The organism is Octadecabacter sp. B2R22 (assembly GCF_018861045.1).
In the GTDB taxonomy this organism is placed as follows: domain Bacteria; phylum Pseudomonadota; class Alphaproteobacteria; order Rhodobacterales; family Rhodobacteraceae; genus Octadecabacter.
Genome location: NZ_JAHKQJ010000007.1, coordinates 1,267,426 through 1,283,513 on the forward strand (window position 1 = coordinate 1,267,426; position 16,088 = coordinate 1,283,513).

The 16,088-nt window shown below is 56.2% G+C and carries 16 protein-coding genes; 7 read left to right on the forward strand and 9 right to left on the reverse strand.

All coding sequences use genetic code 11. From position 1 onward, the window contains the following. The first annotated feature begins 21 nt into the window (after positions 1-21). Both KO486_RS11745 and KO486_RS11750 read left to right on the forward strand, forming a co-directional pair. Positions 22-1,980 (forward strand): DNA topoisomerase IV subunit B, encoded by a 1,959-nt coding sequence (locus KO486_RS11745; protein ID WP_216037409.1) that lies wholly within the window; start codon positions 22-24, stop codon positions 1,978-1,980. 332 nt (positions 1,981-2,312) lie between these two features. Beyond that, entirely contained in the window at positions 2,313-2,855 is a 543-nt protein-coding gene (locus tag KO486_RS11750; RefSeq protein WP_216037410.1) for a hypothetical protein, read from the forward strand. 73 nt (positions 2,856-2,928) lie between these two features. On the opposite strand, the gene KO486_RS11755 is transcribed toward KO486_RS11750, so the two are convergent. The 3 genes from KO486_RS11755 to KO486_RS11765 are packed head-to-tail and all read right to left on the reverse strand — an operon-like array spanning position 2,929 to position 3,926. After that, positions 2,929-3,084 carry a DUF1737 domain-containing protein gene (locus KO486_RS11755; protein ID WP_216037411.1) on the reverse strand — a complete coding sequence of 52 codons (156 nt, stop codon included), beginning with the start codon at positions 3,082-3,084 and terminating at the stop codon, positions 2,929-2,931. Positions 3,085-3,119: 35 nt separating this feature from the next. Then, positions 3,120-3,515: a cytochrome c gene (locus KO486_RS11760; RefSeq protein WP_216037412.1), complete on the reverse strand. Its 396-nt coding sequence runs from the start codon at positions 3,513-3,515 to the stop codon at positions 3,120-3,122. 9 nt (positions 3,516-3,524) lie between these two features. Continuing rightward, positions 3,525-3,926 (reverse strand): c-type cytochrome, encoded by a 402-nt coding sequence (locus tag KO486_RS11765; RefSeq protein WP_216037413.1) that lies wholly within the window; start codon positions 3,924-3,926, stop codon positions 3,525-3,527. A 128-nt stretch (positions 3,927-4,054) separates the two neighbouring features. On the opposite strand from KO486_RS11765, the gene KO486_RS11770 reads away from it, so the two are divergent. After that, a complete protein-coding gene (locus tag KO486_RS11770) occupies positions 4,055-4,720 on the forward strand; it encodes a hypothetical protein (protein ID WP_252734653.1) in 666 nt (221 codons plus the stop codon). On the opposite strand, the gene KO486_RS11775 is transcribed toward KO486_RS11770, so the two are convergent. The 5 genes from KO486_RS11775 to proS form a co-directional block, all read right to left on the reverse strand. After that, a complete protein-coding gene (locus tag KO486_RS11775; protein ID WP_216037415.1) occupies positions 4,717-5,358 on the reverse strand; it encodes a DUF3047 domain-containing protein in 642 nt (213 codons plus the stop codon). The two genes, KO486_RS11770 and KO486_RS11775, sit on opposite strands and share 4 nt — an antisense overlap. Positions 5,359-5,442: 84 nt before the next feature. Then, positions 5,443-6,402, reverse strand: coding sequence for an Ldh family oxidoreductase (locus KO486_RS11780; protein ID WP_216037416.1), 960 nt, complete (start codon positions 6,400-6,402; stop codon positions 5,443-5,445). After that, complete coding sequence (locus tag KO486_RS11785; RefSeq protein WP_216037417.1) at positions 6,399-7,076, reverse strand: ABC transporter ATP-binding protein; 678 nt, start codon at positions 7,074-7,076, stop codon at positions 6,399-6,401. Before KO486_RS11785 ends, KO486_RS11780 begins: the two co-directional genes overlap by 4 nt. Beyond that, the gene (locus KO486_RS11790) at positions 7,069-8,400 is read right to left on the reverse strand and encodes an ABC transporter permease (protein ID WP_216037418.1); all 1,332 of its coding nucleotides are present in this window, start codon (positions 8,398-8,400) and stop codon (positions 7,069-7,071) included. The genes KO486_RS11785 and KO486_RS11790 overlap by 8 nt, the downstream gene beginning before the upstream one ends. Before the next feature lie 143 nt (positions 8,401-8,543). Then, the gene (proS, locus tag KO486_RS11795; protein WP_216037419.1) at positions 8,544-9,893 is read right to left on the reverse strand and encodes a proline--tRNA ligase; all 1,350 of its coding nucleotides are present in this window, start codon (positions 9,891-9,893) and stop codon (positions 8,544-8,546) included. Positions 9,894-10,060: 167 nt separating this feature from the next. Here proS and KO486_RS11800 point away from each other — a divergent pair, with 167 nt between their 5' ends. The 4 genes from KO486_RS11800 (at position 10,061) to KO486_RS11815 (ending at position 15,715) form a co-directional block, all read left to right on the forward strand. Continuing rightward, entirely contained in the window at positions 10,061-11,188 is a 1,128-nt protein-coding gene (locus KO486_RS11800) for an AI-2E family transporter (RefSeq protein WP_216037420.1), read from the forward strand. Position 11,189: 1 nt separating this feature from the next. Then, entirely contained in the window at positions 11,190-11,861 is a 672-nt protein-coding gene (locus KO486_RS11805; protein WP_216037421.1) for a DnaA/Hda family protein, read from the forward strand. A gap of 39 nt (positions 11,862-11,900) precedes the next feature. Then, positions 11,901-14,069, forward strand: coding sequence for an RNA degradosome polyphosphate kinase (locus KO486_RS11810; RefSeq protein WP_216037422.1), 2,169 nt, complete (start codon positions 11,901-11,903; stop codon positions 14,067-14,069). Between the two features lie 62 nt (positions 14,070-14,131). After that, positions 14,132-15,715 carry a Ppx/GppA family phosphatase gene (locus tag KO486_RS11815; RefSeq protein ID WP_216037576.1) on the forward strand — a complete coding sequence of 528 codons (1,584 nt, stop codon included), beginning with the start codon at positions 14,132-14,134 and terminating at the stop codon, positions 15,713-15,715. Here KO486_RS11815 and KO486_RS11820 read toward each other — a convergent pair. Further along, positions 15,712-16,080 carry a hypothetical protein gene (locus tag KO486_RS11820; RefSeq protein ID WP_216037423.1) on the reverse strand — a complete coding sequence of 123 codons (369 nt, stop codon included), beginning with the start codon at positions 16,078-16,080 and terminating at the stop codon, positions 15,712-15,714. The genes KO486_RS11815 and KO486_RS11820 overlap by 4 nt on opposite strands. Between the last annotated feature and the right edge of the window lie 8 nt (positions 16,081-16,088).

Genomic DNA, 16,088 nt, shown 5'->3' on the forward strand with positions numbered 1-16,088 from the left:
ATCAAAACCAAAGAGCAGCACATGGCCAATGATCTTCTAAGCGGCAAACCCGCGTCCGACTACGATGCTTCCTCCATTCAAGTGCTTGAGGATATGGAGCACGTCCGCCTGCGCCCCGGTATGTATATCGGTGGTAAAGACGACCGCGCGCTGCATCACATGGTTGCCGAAATCGTCGACAACTCCATGGACGAAGCCGTTGCCGGCCACGCCACTTGGATCGAAGTCGAACTGCACGAAAACGGCCATGTCACAGTGCGCGACAACGGGCGCGGCATTCCAACCGACCCGCACCCGTCCGACCCCTCAAAATCCGCGCTTGAGATCATCTTTTGCACCCTGAACGCAGGCGGCAAATTCTCGGGCGAAAACTATGAGACATCAGGTGGCTTGAACGGCGTTGGCTCCTCTGTGGTGAACGCCCTATCCGACCATTTGCGCGTCGAAGTGGCCCGCAACAAAGAACTCGTTGCGATGGAATTCAGTCGCGGCGTACCCCAAACCAAGTTGGAAAATGTAGGCGCGGCCCCCAATCGGCGCGGCACGGCTGTCACGTTCCACCCTGACCCCGAAATCTTCGGTTCGTTGAAACTTAAACCTGCCCGCCTGTTCGCCATGGCCCGCAGTAAGGCCTACCTGTTCTCTGGCGTCGAAATCCGCTGGAAAACCTCCATTGCGGACGGCGACACCCCGATGGAGGCAAAGTTCCACTTCCCCGGCGGCCTTTCCGATTATTTGAAAGAACGTCTCGACGGGTCCACCGTCTATTCCGAACGCCCATTTGCGGGCACGGTCGATTTCCGCGATAAGTTCAACGAAACCGGCAAAGTCGAATGGGCGATCAACTGGACCCCTGCCCGCGATGGTTTCATCCAGTCTTATTGTAACACGGTCCCCACCCCCGAAGGGGGCACGCACGAACAAGGCTTCTGGTCAGCGGTCCTCAAGGGCATCCGCGACTACGGCGACCGCGTGGCCAACAAAAAGGCCAAACTTATCAACCGCGATGATCTGACAACGGGCGGCTGCGCGCTGGTGTCTATCTTTGTGCGCGATCCGCAGTATGTCGGCCAAACCAAAGACCGTTTGTCCAATGAATCCGCGGCCAAAATGGTCGAAGGCTCCGTGCGGGACCACTTTGACAACTGGCTGGCCGCCGACACCAAGGCCGCGAGCGCGATCCTCGACTTCCTCGTGCTGCGCGCCGAAGAACGCCTTAAACGTAAACAGGAAAAAGAGACCGCGCGTAAAACCGCGACTGCGAAATTGCGCCTCCCCGGTAAGCTGGTGGATTGTTCCTCCAAAACCCGCGACGGCACTGAACTGTTTATCGTTGAGGGTGACTCTGCGGGGGGCTCTGCCAAAATGGCGCGGGATCGTAAGACCCAAGCCCTGCTGCCCCTGCGCGGTAAGATTCTGAACGTGCTGGGGGCTGCGTCCTCAAAACTGGGCACTAACGCTGAAATTAGCGACCTAACGCAGGCTTTGGGCGTGCAGCTCGGGGCGAAATTCAACGTCGATGATCTGCGCTATGACAAGGTCATCATCATGACCGATGCGGACGTCGACGGCGCACACATCGCCGCCCTGTTGATGACGTTCTTCTTTAGCCAGATGCGTCCGATGATCGACGCGGGGCACCTGTATCTGGCCTGCCCACCCCTGTTCCGCGTCACCCAAGGTGCGCGGCGTGAATATTGTCTGGACGAGGCCGAAAAGAACGAAGTGCTGGCCAAGGGCCTTGGCGGGTCCGGAAAGATGGACGTCAGCCGCTTTAAGGGTCTGGGCGAAATGGACGCGAAAGACCTGAAAGAAACCACAATGGACGTGACGACGCGCAAACTGATCCGCGTGTCGATTGACGAAGACGAACCGGGTGAAACTGGGGACTTGGTCGAGCGTTTGATGGGTAAAAAACCGGAAATGCGGTTCCAGTATATTCAGGAGAACGCTAGGTTTGTTGAGGAGCTGGATGTTTAGTGTCAGTCTGCTGGCTCTGCGCGGAAGAGGCAAAACTCTGTGAGAGTCACGTCATCCCACGTTTCGTTTTCGCATGGCTCATCGAGACAGGTGGGACGCCTTACTTAAGACATGGGGCGACCCCCAATCGAAGGGTTCAGGACGGCGACAAACACTTTCTCTACTGCAAAAAATGTGAAGATCGTTTCTCGAGATTCGAGAAATCCTTCAAAGAACGTGTGTTTCAATTTGCGATATCCTCTGAGAAGTTGACGCCCCGATACGGCCCTTGGATGTCTAGATTTGCAGCTTCGTTGTCCATTAGAGCAATACACTCAAAATCTTATCGTGGGGTGTCAGATGCTTATTCAGAAGGATTGAGAAATCAAATCTCAGATGCCGAACAGTCACTCCGGGAGTTCTTGTTGGACAAGACAAAGCATCCGGGGCGCTATAGGCAGTACTTTTATTACCCAGGTTATTTCAATAGTTTCGACGCGCCGGATCTACCATCGAACTGGAACACCTATATCAAGCGCTCTGTAGAACGCGATATCCTGTTTACAGAAGATGAGTCCTTTTGCGCCACATTCGTGAAGACAGGACCCGTCTTCTTTGTAGGAGTGATAAGGGACGGAAAAGGGATACTTAAGAAGGACTTCCTTCGTTGCGGTGACGGCGAGCTTAGTGGTCACCCCTTTAATCCGCCCTCCATGATTTGGCATCACTTGAGTCTTCGTGCATCAAAGAGCATTGATTTAATGGGCGCCTTATCCGAGAAGCAGGCCAAAAAGTCTGAGGAGGAGGTGCGCAAACGTTTCGACGATTTCAAAAAGTCTGATCTTGCCGGAACGCTGATAGAAGACTTAGAACAGTTTGGGCCTCGAAAAAGATAGCCGCACAGCACCGTGACGAAGTCAGATATGAGTCTGGCGCTGCGAGATCTTAGACTTCACCGAGGGTCACCCCCTAAAACCGATCCGCGTATTTCACCATGGCTTGCGCATAGGATGAACGAAACCCGTCCCCGCGCGGACTGATGCTAAGCCCGCCATAGGGTTGCCAGCCGTCGTGGATCGCGGCCTCGACCTTTTGGCCCAGAACCTCCGGATCTTCCTGCGTCAAGATTCTATACTCCGTGACGTGTTGGGGATGCGTGATCATTCTGCCTGTATCCCTTCCAGAAACGCGACAACGTCCGCCAAGGTGCGCGATGTCATCATCGGCTGACCGGTTTCCAATTTGATCGGGGTGTCGTTGCCCTCGAAATAATCGCCATAGACCGGCATCGGTGATCCGTGACTGACCAACGGGTCGCGCCCGTCAATGCGCATGGCCGCGCGGGTGGTCGGAAAGACGCCGTCATTGCGCTCCGCCATCCTCGTCAAATCAGGTGGTTGCAGGATCAGCGTCGCCGACATTGGCCCGCCACCTTGCGCATCAACACCGTGGCAGGTCGCGCAATAGGTTTGATAGATCAACTGGCCTTCAAGCGCGTCTTGCGCCGCCAAAGGGGCAGCCAACACAGCCAACATAGCTGCTAAGATCGTCTTCATCGCAAACTCCTATTCTTGAATGGACTCCAGATATGTTCCGAGCGCCAACAGACGCGCGGGGATAGGGGTCACTTCGCCGTTTTCATCTTCTACCAAAACAGTTGGTCCCATGCCCTCGGCGCCAAATTCCGGCATCGCGGCGCTAAACTCGTCTGCGCGGTGGAAGCCATCAATCACACCCAACACGTAGTCGCGTGGGAACACCCCACCGTTATCGGCAGCGAGGACCGTCAAATCAGATGGCATGTTGAACAGCTGTTCGCCGAACTCGCCCATGCCTTTGGCGTCGCCACCATGACAGGCCGCACAGTTGTTTTGAAATAAGAGCTCGCCCGCCTCGACGCTGACATCAAGTTCTTGTTCAACACAGCCCGCTAAAAGCAGCGGTGCTATCCATAGGGTATGTTTCATGATCGTCTCCCTTTTCTTTAGCCTAAACCTTAACAGAACCAACACCTTGATACAGATCAACGTGACGTAGGGTGCATCTCTTTCCCTTTGGCAAGTCTGCGCTTAGGCTTTGGCGTATGCGAATTCTCATGGCCTTTTTGATCTTATGTGGCTGCGCCCGTGGCCTGAGCGACGGGGAACGCGCGTTGATGTTCCCGATCATGGGGGACAGCTTTGTCGCGGATGATGCGTACATGATGGAATTAGGGGTGATCGGAATGGTGACCCGCACCTACCCGACCCGTCCACAGACGACTTGCCGCGAACGGATCAATCCACCGCCCACAGGCCCGACAATCCAGACCCGCACGGCAGGTGCAGTGGCCTGGACCCATGTGTTAACCAATCCCGACTGGACCCTGCCCGACTACGCCCCCGGCTACCCAGAGGCAATCAACCTGTCAGCGGCGCTTTATTTCGCCCATGAGATGACGCACATCTGGCAATGGCAAAACCGCGCGACAACGGGCTATTCGCCATTCCGCGGATTGGCGGAACACAAACCGGGGGCAGACCCCTATCTGCTAGAGGCAGACAGTGCCGTCGCGTTTCATGATTTGGGGTATGAGCAACAGGCGGTTTTGATCGAAGAGTTCATCTGCTGTCGCACGCTTGCCCCGAATGGCGCACGCACAGAACGCCTTTATCAGACTTTGTCAGCCGTCATGCCCGTGCAACATCCAGCACAAACCCCAAAGCCCGATGAGGTCTTTGGGGTCTATGAAGATGCCGATCTGCGCGGGGTTTGCGACTAGCGCACCGCGAGGTTTGAAACCGATGCGCGGATCGTTGAGTCCGTGTCGTCACTGTCTGCCGATACTGCGACGCCAACCAATGCACCGATGCTGCCACCAAAGGCAGCGGCGTAGTCACTGGCAAGGTTTACGCTTTCAGAATTGCTGCCCGTTCCAGCGGAGCGCAGGATTACGTTTGCGCCCTGACCAGGTGCGTAGGGAGACTGCTGGATCGCGCCACGCGAATGGTTGCCGCCCCAGACATATTGCAAAATGCGCACGTTGGGGTTGCTGTTAAGCTGACGAATATTCGCGCCTTCCATTGAGGCTGCATCGGCCTCTGGCAAGAAGACGAAATAGACGGAAATATTGCGATCATCCCCGCCCTTGCGGCGCAAATCTGTTGCTGGGACGGATTGATCGACCGACCAGTTCCAAGACGCCGAAGTAGACCCCCAATCGCCACGCCCCGTGCGCGCCCAAGCAAGAGACACCCCGCCATCAGATGCGATGCTCATGGATCCACCGTTGAAGGAATAGTCGTTAGAGTTGAACAGTTGCAAACGCTGTTCGTTCCAGTTGCCGCCAAAGGAAATCGGGCCAGCCGCCGCAGCCGAGGCTGCAAGAACAACAGGAAGAGCAAGAGACAGAATACGCATAAGAACACCTTTCGTTTTGTTGAGAGCACGTTGACCCAAACTCGGTGGCAATCTCAATGAAAGGTTACGGTTCTCACGTGAATGTCAGGCAGACGCGAGCGCTCGTGATGCAGCCCATAGCGCGTCGGGCACGTCAATTTCGCCCATTGGTTCTCGGTTTTGGCCGGGAATGCGGGCGCCGTCTTGTTCTGCGACAGCTTGCGCCACGCGGGATAGGCGTGCCGCAAAATCTGCACCGGGTTCCATCAGAATATAGAACTGGCCAAGGTCATGGGGTTTGCCATCGGGTAGCTTTAACCCGCTGACATCCAGTGAATTAACCGATCCGGTCATGCCTGCAGCAAGAACTTCGGCCATCAAGCCAAAGCCCCAGCCCTTATAGCCCCCCGCCGACACCAACGCGCCCTTAAGCGCGGCGTCTGGGTCAGTTGTTGGCTGGCCGTTCACGTCCACAGCCCAGCCGAGCGGTATTTTCTCGCCTGCGGCCTTCGCCATTGTGATCTTGCCCAGAGCCACGGCAGAGGTCGAGAAATCCCAATGCATTCCGCCATCCGGCAAGGACATCGAAATCGGGTTGGTCCCGATCACGGCCGTGTTGCCATTCGGGGGCGCCACCACAGGGGATGCATTGGTAAATCCGATGCCAATCAACCCAGCGGCTGCGATCTGTTCTGTAAAGAACCCAAGCGACGTGCAGGTGTGCGCATGGGCGACGGCCAATGTCGCAACACCGTTTTCTTGAGCGGCTTCAATCGCTTGCGCCAAACCACGGCTAAACGCGGGCTGCGCAAACCCGAACCGTGCATCTGCAATCACTTGGCCAGCCTTCGGGCGGGTCACGACGGGTTCGACCTGCCCGTCCACGCGGCCAGACGCCAGCTGTGTGCAATAGCTTTCAAGGTAGTAAAGCCCGCAGATGACATTGCCAAAGGCTTCGGCGCGGGCCACGGCGCGGGCCACTTCACCTGCTTGCCACGCACCTGCCCCATGAGAGATCATCGCAGCCTTGGCTACGTCTTCGATTTCGGAAACGAATACCTTCATGCGATCAACCCTGCCTCTAATCTCACCGTGCGGTCCATCCGCGCGGCCAGTTCCAAGTTATGCGTTGCAATAAGAGCCGACAGCCCCGAACTGCGCACCAGTTCCATCAAAGCATCAAAAACGCGATCAGATGTGCCCGGATCAAGGTTTCCCGTTGGTTCATCCGCCAACAGCAATCTCGGCTTATTGGCCAGCGATCTACAAAACGCGACACGTTGTTGTTCACCACCCGACATCGCGGCGGGCCGGTGATCCGCACGACCATCCACACCCACACGGGTGAGCAGATCCATGGCGTGGGCCTCAGCTTCGGTCTGAGACACACCATTGGCCAGTTGCGGCAACACGATGTTTTCCAGCGCCGAAAATTCAGGAAGCAGGTGATGGAATTGATAGATAAACCCGACATCATTGCGCCGCACCGCCGTGCGTTTGCGGTCCCCCAGCGCGGTCATGTCTTCTCCGCCAATGGCGACCGTGCCCTCGTCCGGCGTGTCCAATAGCCCTGCGATATGCAGTAACGTTGATTTGCCCGCCCCTGATGGGGCAACCAGCGCAACGACCTCGCCTTTGGCGACTTGCAAGGACACCCCGCGCAAGACCTGCACTTCGTTTGGCTTACCGTGGTTATACCCTTTGCGAAGGCCATCCAGTTTCAGGGTCAATTCATTCATAGCGCAGCGCCTCGACAGGGTTCATCCGCGCCGCGCGGCGGGCAGGAAAGATCGTCACGATCCATGACAAGGACAGCGAAAGAACAACCGCCTTGAGCACGTCATCCAGTTCCAATTTAGCGGGGATCGCATAGATGCCGCGAATAGACGGATCCCACACACCACCGCCGGCCACATAATTAATCAGCGCGAAAATCTGGTCGATGTAAATGACAAACAAGCACCCCAATACCACACCCAAGATCGTTCCGATCGTGCCAAGCCCAGCACCACAAATGAAGAAAATCCGCAAAACCGATCCTTCTGTCAGGCCCATGGTTCGCAGAATACCGATGTCGCGCCCTTTGTTTTTCACCAGCATAATCAAACCGCTAATGATGTTCATCGACGCAATCAGCACCAGAATGGCCATGATGACAAACATCACATTGTCCTCAACCGTCAGCGCACGCAGATAGGCCCCTTCATTGTCTTTCCACGAATAAAGAAAGCTTTCAGGACCAAGTTCGAGGTAAAGGGGCTGTATCCATTCATCCACGCGATCTGGGTCTTCCACGTAAATCTCAATCTCGTCATGCATGCCATCGCGGTTGAAAAAGCTCTGCGCATCGGCCAGCGGTAGGTACACGCGACTGACGTCCGTCAGGTAGCGCCCCGTTTGAAAGATATATGCCACATCATAGGCCACACGCCGCGGAGAGCGTCCTGCCGCTGTCTGAACGCCCGTGGCAGACAACAAATTGATCCGGTCCCCGACCTGCACGCCCAGTTTGCGTGCCACACCAGAGCCCAGCGCAATGCCACCGCCCAAATCATCCGGCCCGAAATCTTCAATCGCGCCTGAGCTGTTTTGCGGATTCAACACCAACGGAATATTCATCAAATCCGTCAACGTGATCCCGTACACTTGCACAAAGGACGATTGATCCGCCTGAGAGGCAAGCCCTTCGCCGCGCACAATCGGGGCTGCACGTGTAATGCCGTCCAACGTGCTGAGCTGAGCTGCCAAAACATCGCCGTTTGCAATCGTGTCGATACGGCGGGTCACATCCACGGACTGACCCCCTTGGGTGACGGTCACGGTCTCCATGAAATTCTGGCGCACGGTCAGATGCGCATTCGCCCCGACGATAGTGTCAACAAAATCAGCGCGAAACCCGCTGCGCACGGCCAAGACCGCGATCAAGGCAAACACGGCCAAGGTAACGCCAATCAATGAAATCCACGTCATGATACTGACGCCGCCAGTCTCGCGTTTGGCGCGGATATAGCGCCATGCGATCATCCATTCGAAACGGGAAAAGGGGGCTGTTTTGCCTGCCATTTTGACTGCCTCATTGTTTGCAAAACACCTAACGGGGCTTTGCTAGGCGGGTCAACCACACCATCCTTCACAAAGCCGGATAAGCGAAAGGCGGCAGGCTGATTTCAGCTCGCCGCCTTTGTCTGTTTGCTCTGTCTTCTGGCTTATTTGCCAAGCCCATGGGCTGCATAGATTTCTGCGATTTTGGCCACGGCGGCTTCCGGTGCCATCTCTTCGCTTTCGCCCGTTTTGCGCGATGTCAGCTCAACCACCCCGTTTTTCAAGCCACGTGGCCCGACTGTGATGCGCCATGGCAGACCGATCAGGTCCATCGTGCCAAACTTGGCGCCCGCGCGTTCATCACGGTCATCATACAGCGCCTCAAGGCCCAAGCCTTCGATTTGATCATAAAGTGACTGACAGGCTGCGTCGGCTTCTTCGTCGCCCTGTTTCAGGTTCACGATGCCTACATGGAAAGGTGTCACGCCTTCTGGCCAGATAATGCCCTTGTCGTCATGGCTCGCTTCAATGATCGCGCCGAGAAGACGAGACACACCAATCCCGTGTGAGCCCATATGAACAGGTGTTGATTTGCCGTCAGGCCCCTGCACAGTCGCGCCCATGGCGTCGGAGTATTTGGTACCGAAGTAGAAGATCTGACCAACTTCGATGCCACGCGCCGTGCGGCGGCGATCCTCGGGAACGTCAGCAAAGAGCGCCTCATCATGGGTTTCGTCAGTACGCGCGTATTTGGTGGTGAATTCTTCCATGACGCCAGCACATTGCGCGACATCATCATAATCGATTTCACGATCGCCAAAGCTCAGGTCCGTGACGGCGCTGTCATAGAACACTTCGCTTTCGCCAGTGTCTGCAAGCACGAGGAATTCATGTGTATCGTCCCCCCCAATCGGGCCGGAATCCGCACGCATCGGGATCGCCTGAAGGCCCATACGCTCATAAGTGCGCAGGTAACTTACGAGGTGACGGTTATACGCATGCAGCGCGTCTTCTTTGGTCAGATCAAAGTTGTAGCCGTCTTTCATGTAGAATTCGCGACCACGCATGACGCCAAAACGTGGACGGCGTTCGTCGCGGAACTTCCACTGAATTTGATAAAGCGTCAGCGGCAATGATTTGTAACTGCTCACATGGCTGCGGAAAATGTCTGTCACCAATTCTTCTGCCGTCGGCGTGAACAACATATCATGATCGTTTCGATCCTTGATGCGCAGCAGCTCGTCACCGTAAGCTTCGTATCGCCCGCTTTCACGCCAGAGGTCCGCGCTTTGGATTGTTGGCATCTGGATGGCAATGTGCCCTGCCCGCGCCTGTTCTTCGTGAACGATCTGTTCGATCCGCTTCAGAACTTTGAACCCCAGTGGCAGCCAAGAATAGATGCCGGCGCTTGATTGTTTAATCATCCCTGCGCGCAGCATGTACTGGTGGCTGATGATCGTGGCGTCGCGGGGGCTCTCTTTGAGAACGGGCAAGAAATAGCGGCTAAGGCGCATCGGTCTACTTTCAATCTAGGTCACAGACGGTTTAGTCAGCCCCTTAACAGAGAGCAAGCCGCGAGGCGCATTGTTCGCGTCATCTGTTCGGGCAATTACTTGCTTTGCCCCCGCGCCCGCTGCAATTAAGGTCCCAACAAACACCAACCTTATTTGCAGGACAGTTTATGGCCCTCCCATCGCAGAAACAATTTCAATACTGGGGCATCGTCGCGGTCGTCTTTGTGCTGGTGATTTGGGGGCTAGGCAACGTCTTGACGCCATTTATCCTTGGCGGCGCGATTGCATACTTCTTGGACCCTATCGCAGACAGGTTAGAAGAATGGGGCCTCAGCAGGGCCATGTCAACAATTGTGATCACCCTTTCGGGGATCTTCATTTTCTTCTTACTGTTCTTGCTGGTGGTTCCGACGCTGATTGGCCAATTGGGCCAATTGATCAGCACCATCGGGCAGATCATCGAGAACCTGCCCCAAACTTGGGAAACGTTCAAAGAATGGCTCACGGGTCGGTTCCCAAGCCTCGACCTAGAGGGCACGTTCATGACCGATCAGCTGGTTAGCCTTGGCAACGCAATTCAGTCACGCGGCGGGGATTTGGTGACAGCTTTGCTGAATTCGGCGCAGGGGGTCATCAACGTTGTTGTTTTGTTGGTTATCGTGCCCGTCGTGACGTTCTACATGCTGTTGGACTGGGATCGCATGATTGCGCAGATCGACGAGTTGCTACCCCGCGATCACGCGGAAACTGTTCGCAGTCTGGCCCGCCAAATCGATAAAACGCTGGCCTCGTTCATTCGCGGTCAAGGCACAGTTTGTCTGATTTTGGGAACCTACTACGCGATTGCTTTGATGATTGCGGGGCTAAACTTTGGGCTAATCGTCGGGTTCATCGCCGGACTGATTTCGTTCATTCCCTACGTCGGGGCCTTGGTTGGCGGCGTTCTTGCGATTGGTCTGGCGCTGTTTCAATGGTGGGGCGGCACCGAAGTTATTGACGGTGCGACTGTCGAAGTCGGCATCAACTGGCTGCGCATCGGGATCGTTGCGGCGATCTTTATGCTTGGTCAATTCCTCGAAGGGAACATCCTGACGCCCAAACTGGTCGGCAGCTCAGTTGGGCTGCACCCAGTCTGGCTCATTCTGGCTTTGTCAGTCTTTGGCAGTCTGTTTGGCTTTGTGGGCATGTTGATCGCAGTCCCTGTGGCCGCTGTCATCGGGGTTTTGGCACGGTTCTTGATCAAGGAATACAAATCTGGCCTGCTTTATAAGGGCCATGTCGGAAAAGACGGCTAAGATGGCACAGCAACTCACCTTGGATTTACCAGCCGATGTGCGGCTGGGGGCTGAGGATTTCTTTGTCTCGGACGCCAATGAGCAAGCCTTTGCCATGGTCCTTGCGCCGGAGGCCTGGCCCGATGGCAAGCTCGCGCTCGTTGGGGAACCAAGTTCTGGGAAAACCCATTTAGCACGCCTGTTCGCCAATCAGGTTGGGGCCAAGATCATTGCGGCCTGCGATGTGCGGCCAGATGCGCCACTTCCGAACGGTCCTTTGGTCGTCGAAGACTGTGATGCCTTGCCCGCTGATAGCGAAGAATGGCTGTTTCATGCCCACAACCACTTACGAGCGACCAACCAACCATTGCTAATCACGGGACAGACGGCGCCCGCACGCTGGAACATCACCCTGCCCGATCTGGCCAGTCGCCTCAGCGCAGCCACAACCGTAGCCATCGGCACGCCCGACGCATCGCTCCTGACGGCAGTTCTTCTCAAGCATTTTCAAGACCACCAACTGTCGCCGACACCCAATGCAATGGTCTACCTCATCAAACACTTGCCGCGCTCCTTCCAAACCGTCGGGAATGTGGTCAATCAGCTCGATCGGGAAGCATTGGCGCAATCCAAGGCGCTAACCCGGCCCTTCGTGCGCGCAGTGCTGGACAGTATGGGGGATGATGCGCGATAGTGTCATGTCTCCTTTACAAATTATTGGCACAACGCACTGATGACACTTGCAGATTTCCTGACCGCCGATTTCCCCGAACCGCAGCTTTCTGACGGTGATATGACTGGCCCTGGCCGGTTCTTTAATCGAGAACTCAGCTGGCTTGGCTTCAACTGGCGGGTTGTCGAAGAAGCGGAAAATGCGCGTGTGCCACTGCTGGAACGCCTGCGGTTCCTGTCGATTTCGGCCACGAACTTGGATGAATTCTACACTGTCCGCGTAGCTGGTTTGCGCGAACTGGCGCGTGAAGGGCACACAAACCCCTCCATTGATGGTCTCTCCCCTACGGAACAGCTGAACCTGATTGATCTGGATGCACGAAACCTGCTTGCCCGCCAGCAGCAGGTTTTCGAAGGTTTGCGGGCTGAAATGGAGGCCGAAAACATAAAGATCCTTGAGAGGGACGACCTAACAGACGCCGACCGCGCGCACCTCAAGGACGTGTTTTTCAACAAAGTCTTTCCGGTCCTGTCACCGCTCGCGATTGACCCTGCCCACCCCTTCCCGTTTCTTCCCAACGAAGGGTTCGCACTGGCGCTGGAACTGGAGCGCACCAAGGACAAACGCGCCCTGCGGGCCCTACTTCCTGTGCCGCAACAGGTTGACCGCTATATCGCTTGCCCCTCCACAGACGGCATGCGTTTCTTGCCGCTTGAAGAACTGCTTATCGACAATCTGGCAGGCCTTTTCCCCGGGTACAAAGTCAAAGGGTCCTGCGCTTTTCGGATTCTGCGCGACAGCGACCTTGAGGTCGAAGACGAAGCCGAAGACCTCGTGCGGGAATTTGAAACCGCCCTAAAACGTCGTCGCCGCGGTGAAGTTGTTTCCATGCGGGTGTCATCGGGAGCGCCCAAGGGGCTGCGCCAACTCATTATGGATGAACTCCACGTCACCGAAGCCGAGGTCGTCGAAATTGATGGCATTATCGGTTTGGCGGACGTCAAAGAACTGGTTTTGGATGATCGCGCCGATCTCCTTTGGCCCCCTTTCGCGCCGCGCGTTCCCGAACGCGTTCAAGACCATGACGGCGACATGTTCGCGGCAATCCGCCAAAAGGACATGCTGCTGCACCACCCCTATGAAACCTTCGACATGGTTGTGCGTTTTTTGACCCAAGCGGCCCGCGACCCTGACGTCGTGGCGATCAAACAAACGCTCTACCGCACGTCCAAACGCTCGCCCATCGTTGAAGCCTTGTGCGAAGCCGCCGAAGACGGGAAATCCGTCACCGCCCTGGTCGAACTCAAGGCGCGTTTCGATGAGGCCGCCAATATTCGCCAGTCGCGCCGGCTTGAACGTGCGGGCGCGCATGTTGTGTACGGGTTCCTTGACCTCAAGACCCACGCCAAGATCAGCACTGTGGTGCGCCGCGAGGGCGATCAGCTGGTGACCTACACGCATTATGGCACGGGCAACTATCACCCGATCACCGCCCGCATCTACACCGACCTGAGCTTTTTCACCTGCGACAAGGCCCTGGGGCGCGATGCCACGAAAGTCTTCAACTACCTGTCCGGCTACGTGCAGCCCGACAACCTCGAAAACCTGTCCATCTCGCCGATGTCCCTGAAATCCAGCCTGCTGGAGATGATCGCAGCCGAGGCGAAACACGCCCAAAACGGCAAGCCCGCGATGATTTGGGCCAAGATGAACAGCCTTGTAGAAGAAGACGTCATCGATGCGCTTTACGCCGCCAGCCAAGCGGGCGTGAAAATCAGCCTCGTGGTGCGTGGCATTTGCGGCCTGCGCCCCGGCGTCAAAGGCCTCAGCGACAACATTCGCGTCAAATCCATTGTCGGCCGCTTCCTCGAACACTCGCGGATCGTTTGTTTCGGCAATGGCTACGGACTGCCGCACAAAAAAGCCCGCGTGTTTTTCTCGTCTGCTGACTGGATGGGCCGCAACCTGAACCGCCGCGTCGAAACGCTGGTCGAGGTGAACAACAACACCGTAAAAGCCCAGATCGTGAGCCAAATCATGGCGGCGAACCTTGCTGACGTTGCGCAAAGCTGGATCATGGGGCCTGACGGCAGCTTTACGCGTGCCGAGGTCGAAGATGGCACTTTTGCCTTTAATTGCCACCGCTTCTTTATGGAAAATCCGTCGCTGTCCGGTCGCGGGTCTGCTGGGGCCGCCGACGTGCCCCAGTTAACCCACACCGAAGACTAGTCTCGCGTTGACTTGGCAAATCGCACTGGCCATGGTCAATGGGCAAAACCGTAGGGGGGATGATGGGCGAACAAGTGAATACCGGCCAGATCGCAGATGTTGACCACCCCGAATGGGGCCGTTTTGGTCGCCCTCTTTTTGATAATGAAAAAGCACGTGCACTGTCGCGTGTTGGCGTCATCGACATCGGGTCCAACTCTGTTCGTTTGGTTGTTTTTGACGGTGCCGCCCGTAGCCCCGCCTATTTTTACAACGAAAAAATCATGGCCGGACTGGGTGCTGGCATGGCCGAAACAGGCCGCCTTAACCCCGAGGGCCGCGCCCGTGCGCTATCGGCCATCCGCCGTTTTGTGGCCATTGCACAAGGGCTTGGCATTCCGCCTTTGACAGCCGTCGCCACCGCCGCCGTTCGCGAAGCCAGTGATGGGCCGGACTTTTGCGATGATGTGCAGCGTGAAACCGGCCTTCGTATTTGGGTCATCGATGGTCAAGAAGAGGCACGCTTGTCTGCACAGGGAGTTCTGCTTGGCTGGCCCGGCAGCTATGGTCTTGTCTGTGATATTGGCGGCTCATCGATGGAACTTGCCGATCTTGCCGAAGGGCGCGTTGGCCGCCGTGTAACCTCCGCCCTTGGTCCGCTGAAACTGCGTGAGATCAACAGCAAGAAAACCCGCCGTGCCTATATCAAAGACACTGTCGCGGAACTGTTTGAACAAATGGGCAGTGAAACAGGCAAGCGCCTGTTCCTTGTGGGCGGGTCGTGGCGAGCTATTGCGCGCATTGATATGGAACGTCGCGGTTATCCGCTCTGGGTGCTCCACGAATACCGCATGACAGCAAGCCGCCTTTCCAAAACTATGAAATACATCGAAGAAAGCGACCTTCAAGACCTACGGGCACGCTGTGGTATTTCAGATTCTCGTATGTCGCTTGTGCCCTATGCCGTTCATGTTTTGCGCGAAGTGGTCAAGCGTTTCAAACCCAAAGACATTGCGGTTTCCAGCTACGGCATCCGCGAAGGCATGCTCTATGAACAAATGCCCGCCGAATTGCGAGAGCGCGACCCCCTGATCGAGGCCTGCCGCTTTGCAGAAGCCAAAGACGCCCGCCTTCCCGGTTTCGGGCGCACGCTGTATCACTTCGTCACGCCGCTGTTTGGGCGGGCAACGGCGCAGCGCAAACGCATCATCAAAGCGGCGTGTCTGCTGCACGATGTCAGCTGGCGCGCGCATCCTGATTACCGCCATGAAGTCGTGTTCGACAACACAACACGCGCCAACTTGGGTGGGTTGAAACACTCCGAGCGGGTATACCTCGGCATCGCCCTGCTTCACCGCTATACCAAAAACCGGGAAGGATCGCGGTTTGAACCGCTGTTCAATCTTGCCGACCCGCGCGACCAGCTCAGCGCAGAAATTCTTGGCAAAGCGATGCGTCTTGGCGCAATGCTTTGGATATCGGCGGACGAACAACCGGGTAAACTGAAATACTCGGCCAAAGCAGGCACATTGGAACTCGTGCTCAAAGACGCCGCCTCACCGCTCTTTGGGGAGGTCGCTCAGGCGCGGTTTAATGCTTTGGCGGAAGCCCTCAACGTTGAAGGCGAAGTGCGTTTCAAAGGCAAACGGCGCAAACCTAAGACCTAAAGGTCAATGACCGCACCATCAGGTTCACGCGGAGTGAAATCGGGCGCATCTGGTTTTCGACGGATAATGATATCGCCGTTCGGTAAAACCTCAGGCGTGTCGTAATACCGCACGGAATCAAGAGTTTGGATCATCTCTAGCAAAGCTGGCCCCATCTCGGAGGCGAGCATCTCAAGGGCGGGTTCCAGTTCACCCGCAAGGTCCGAAAACTCATCAAGGGTGGGTTCGACCTCATTCATGAAACCGCGAAACAGCAGCTTCGCGCCCTCTTCCATCAGAGAAAACCCTTCTTCGAAATCACCCTCTTCTTCGGCAAGGGCTGGAAGGGGCAGGCAAAGACAAACGGCGAGGATGAAATGTTTCATGCGCTTAA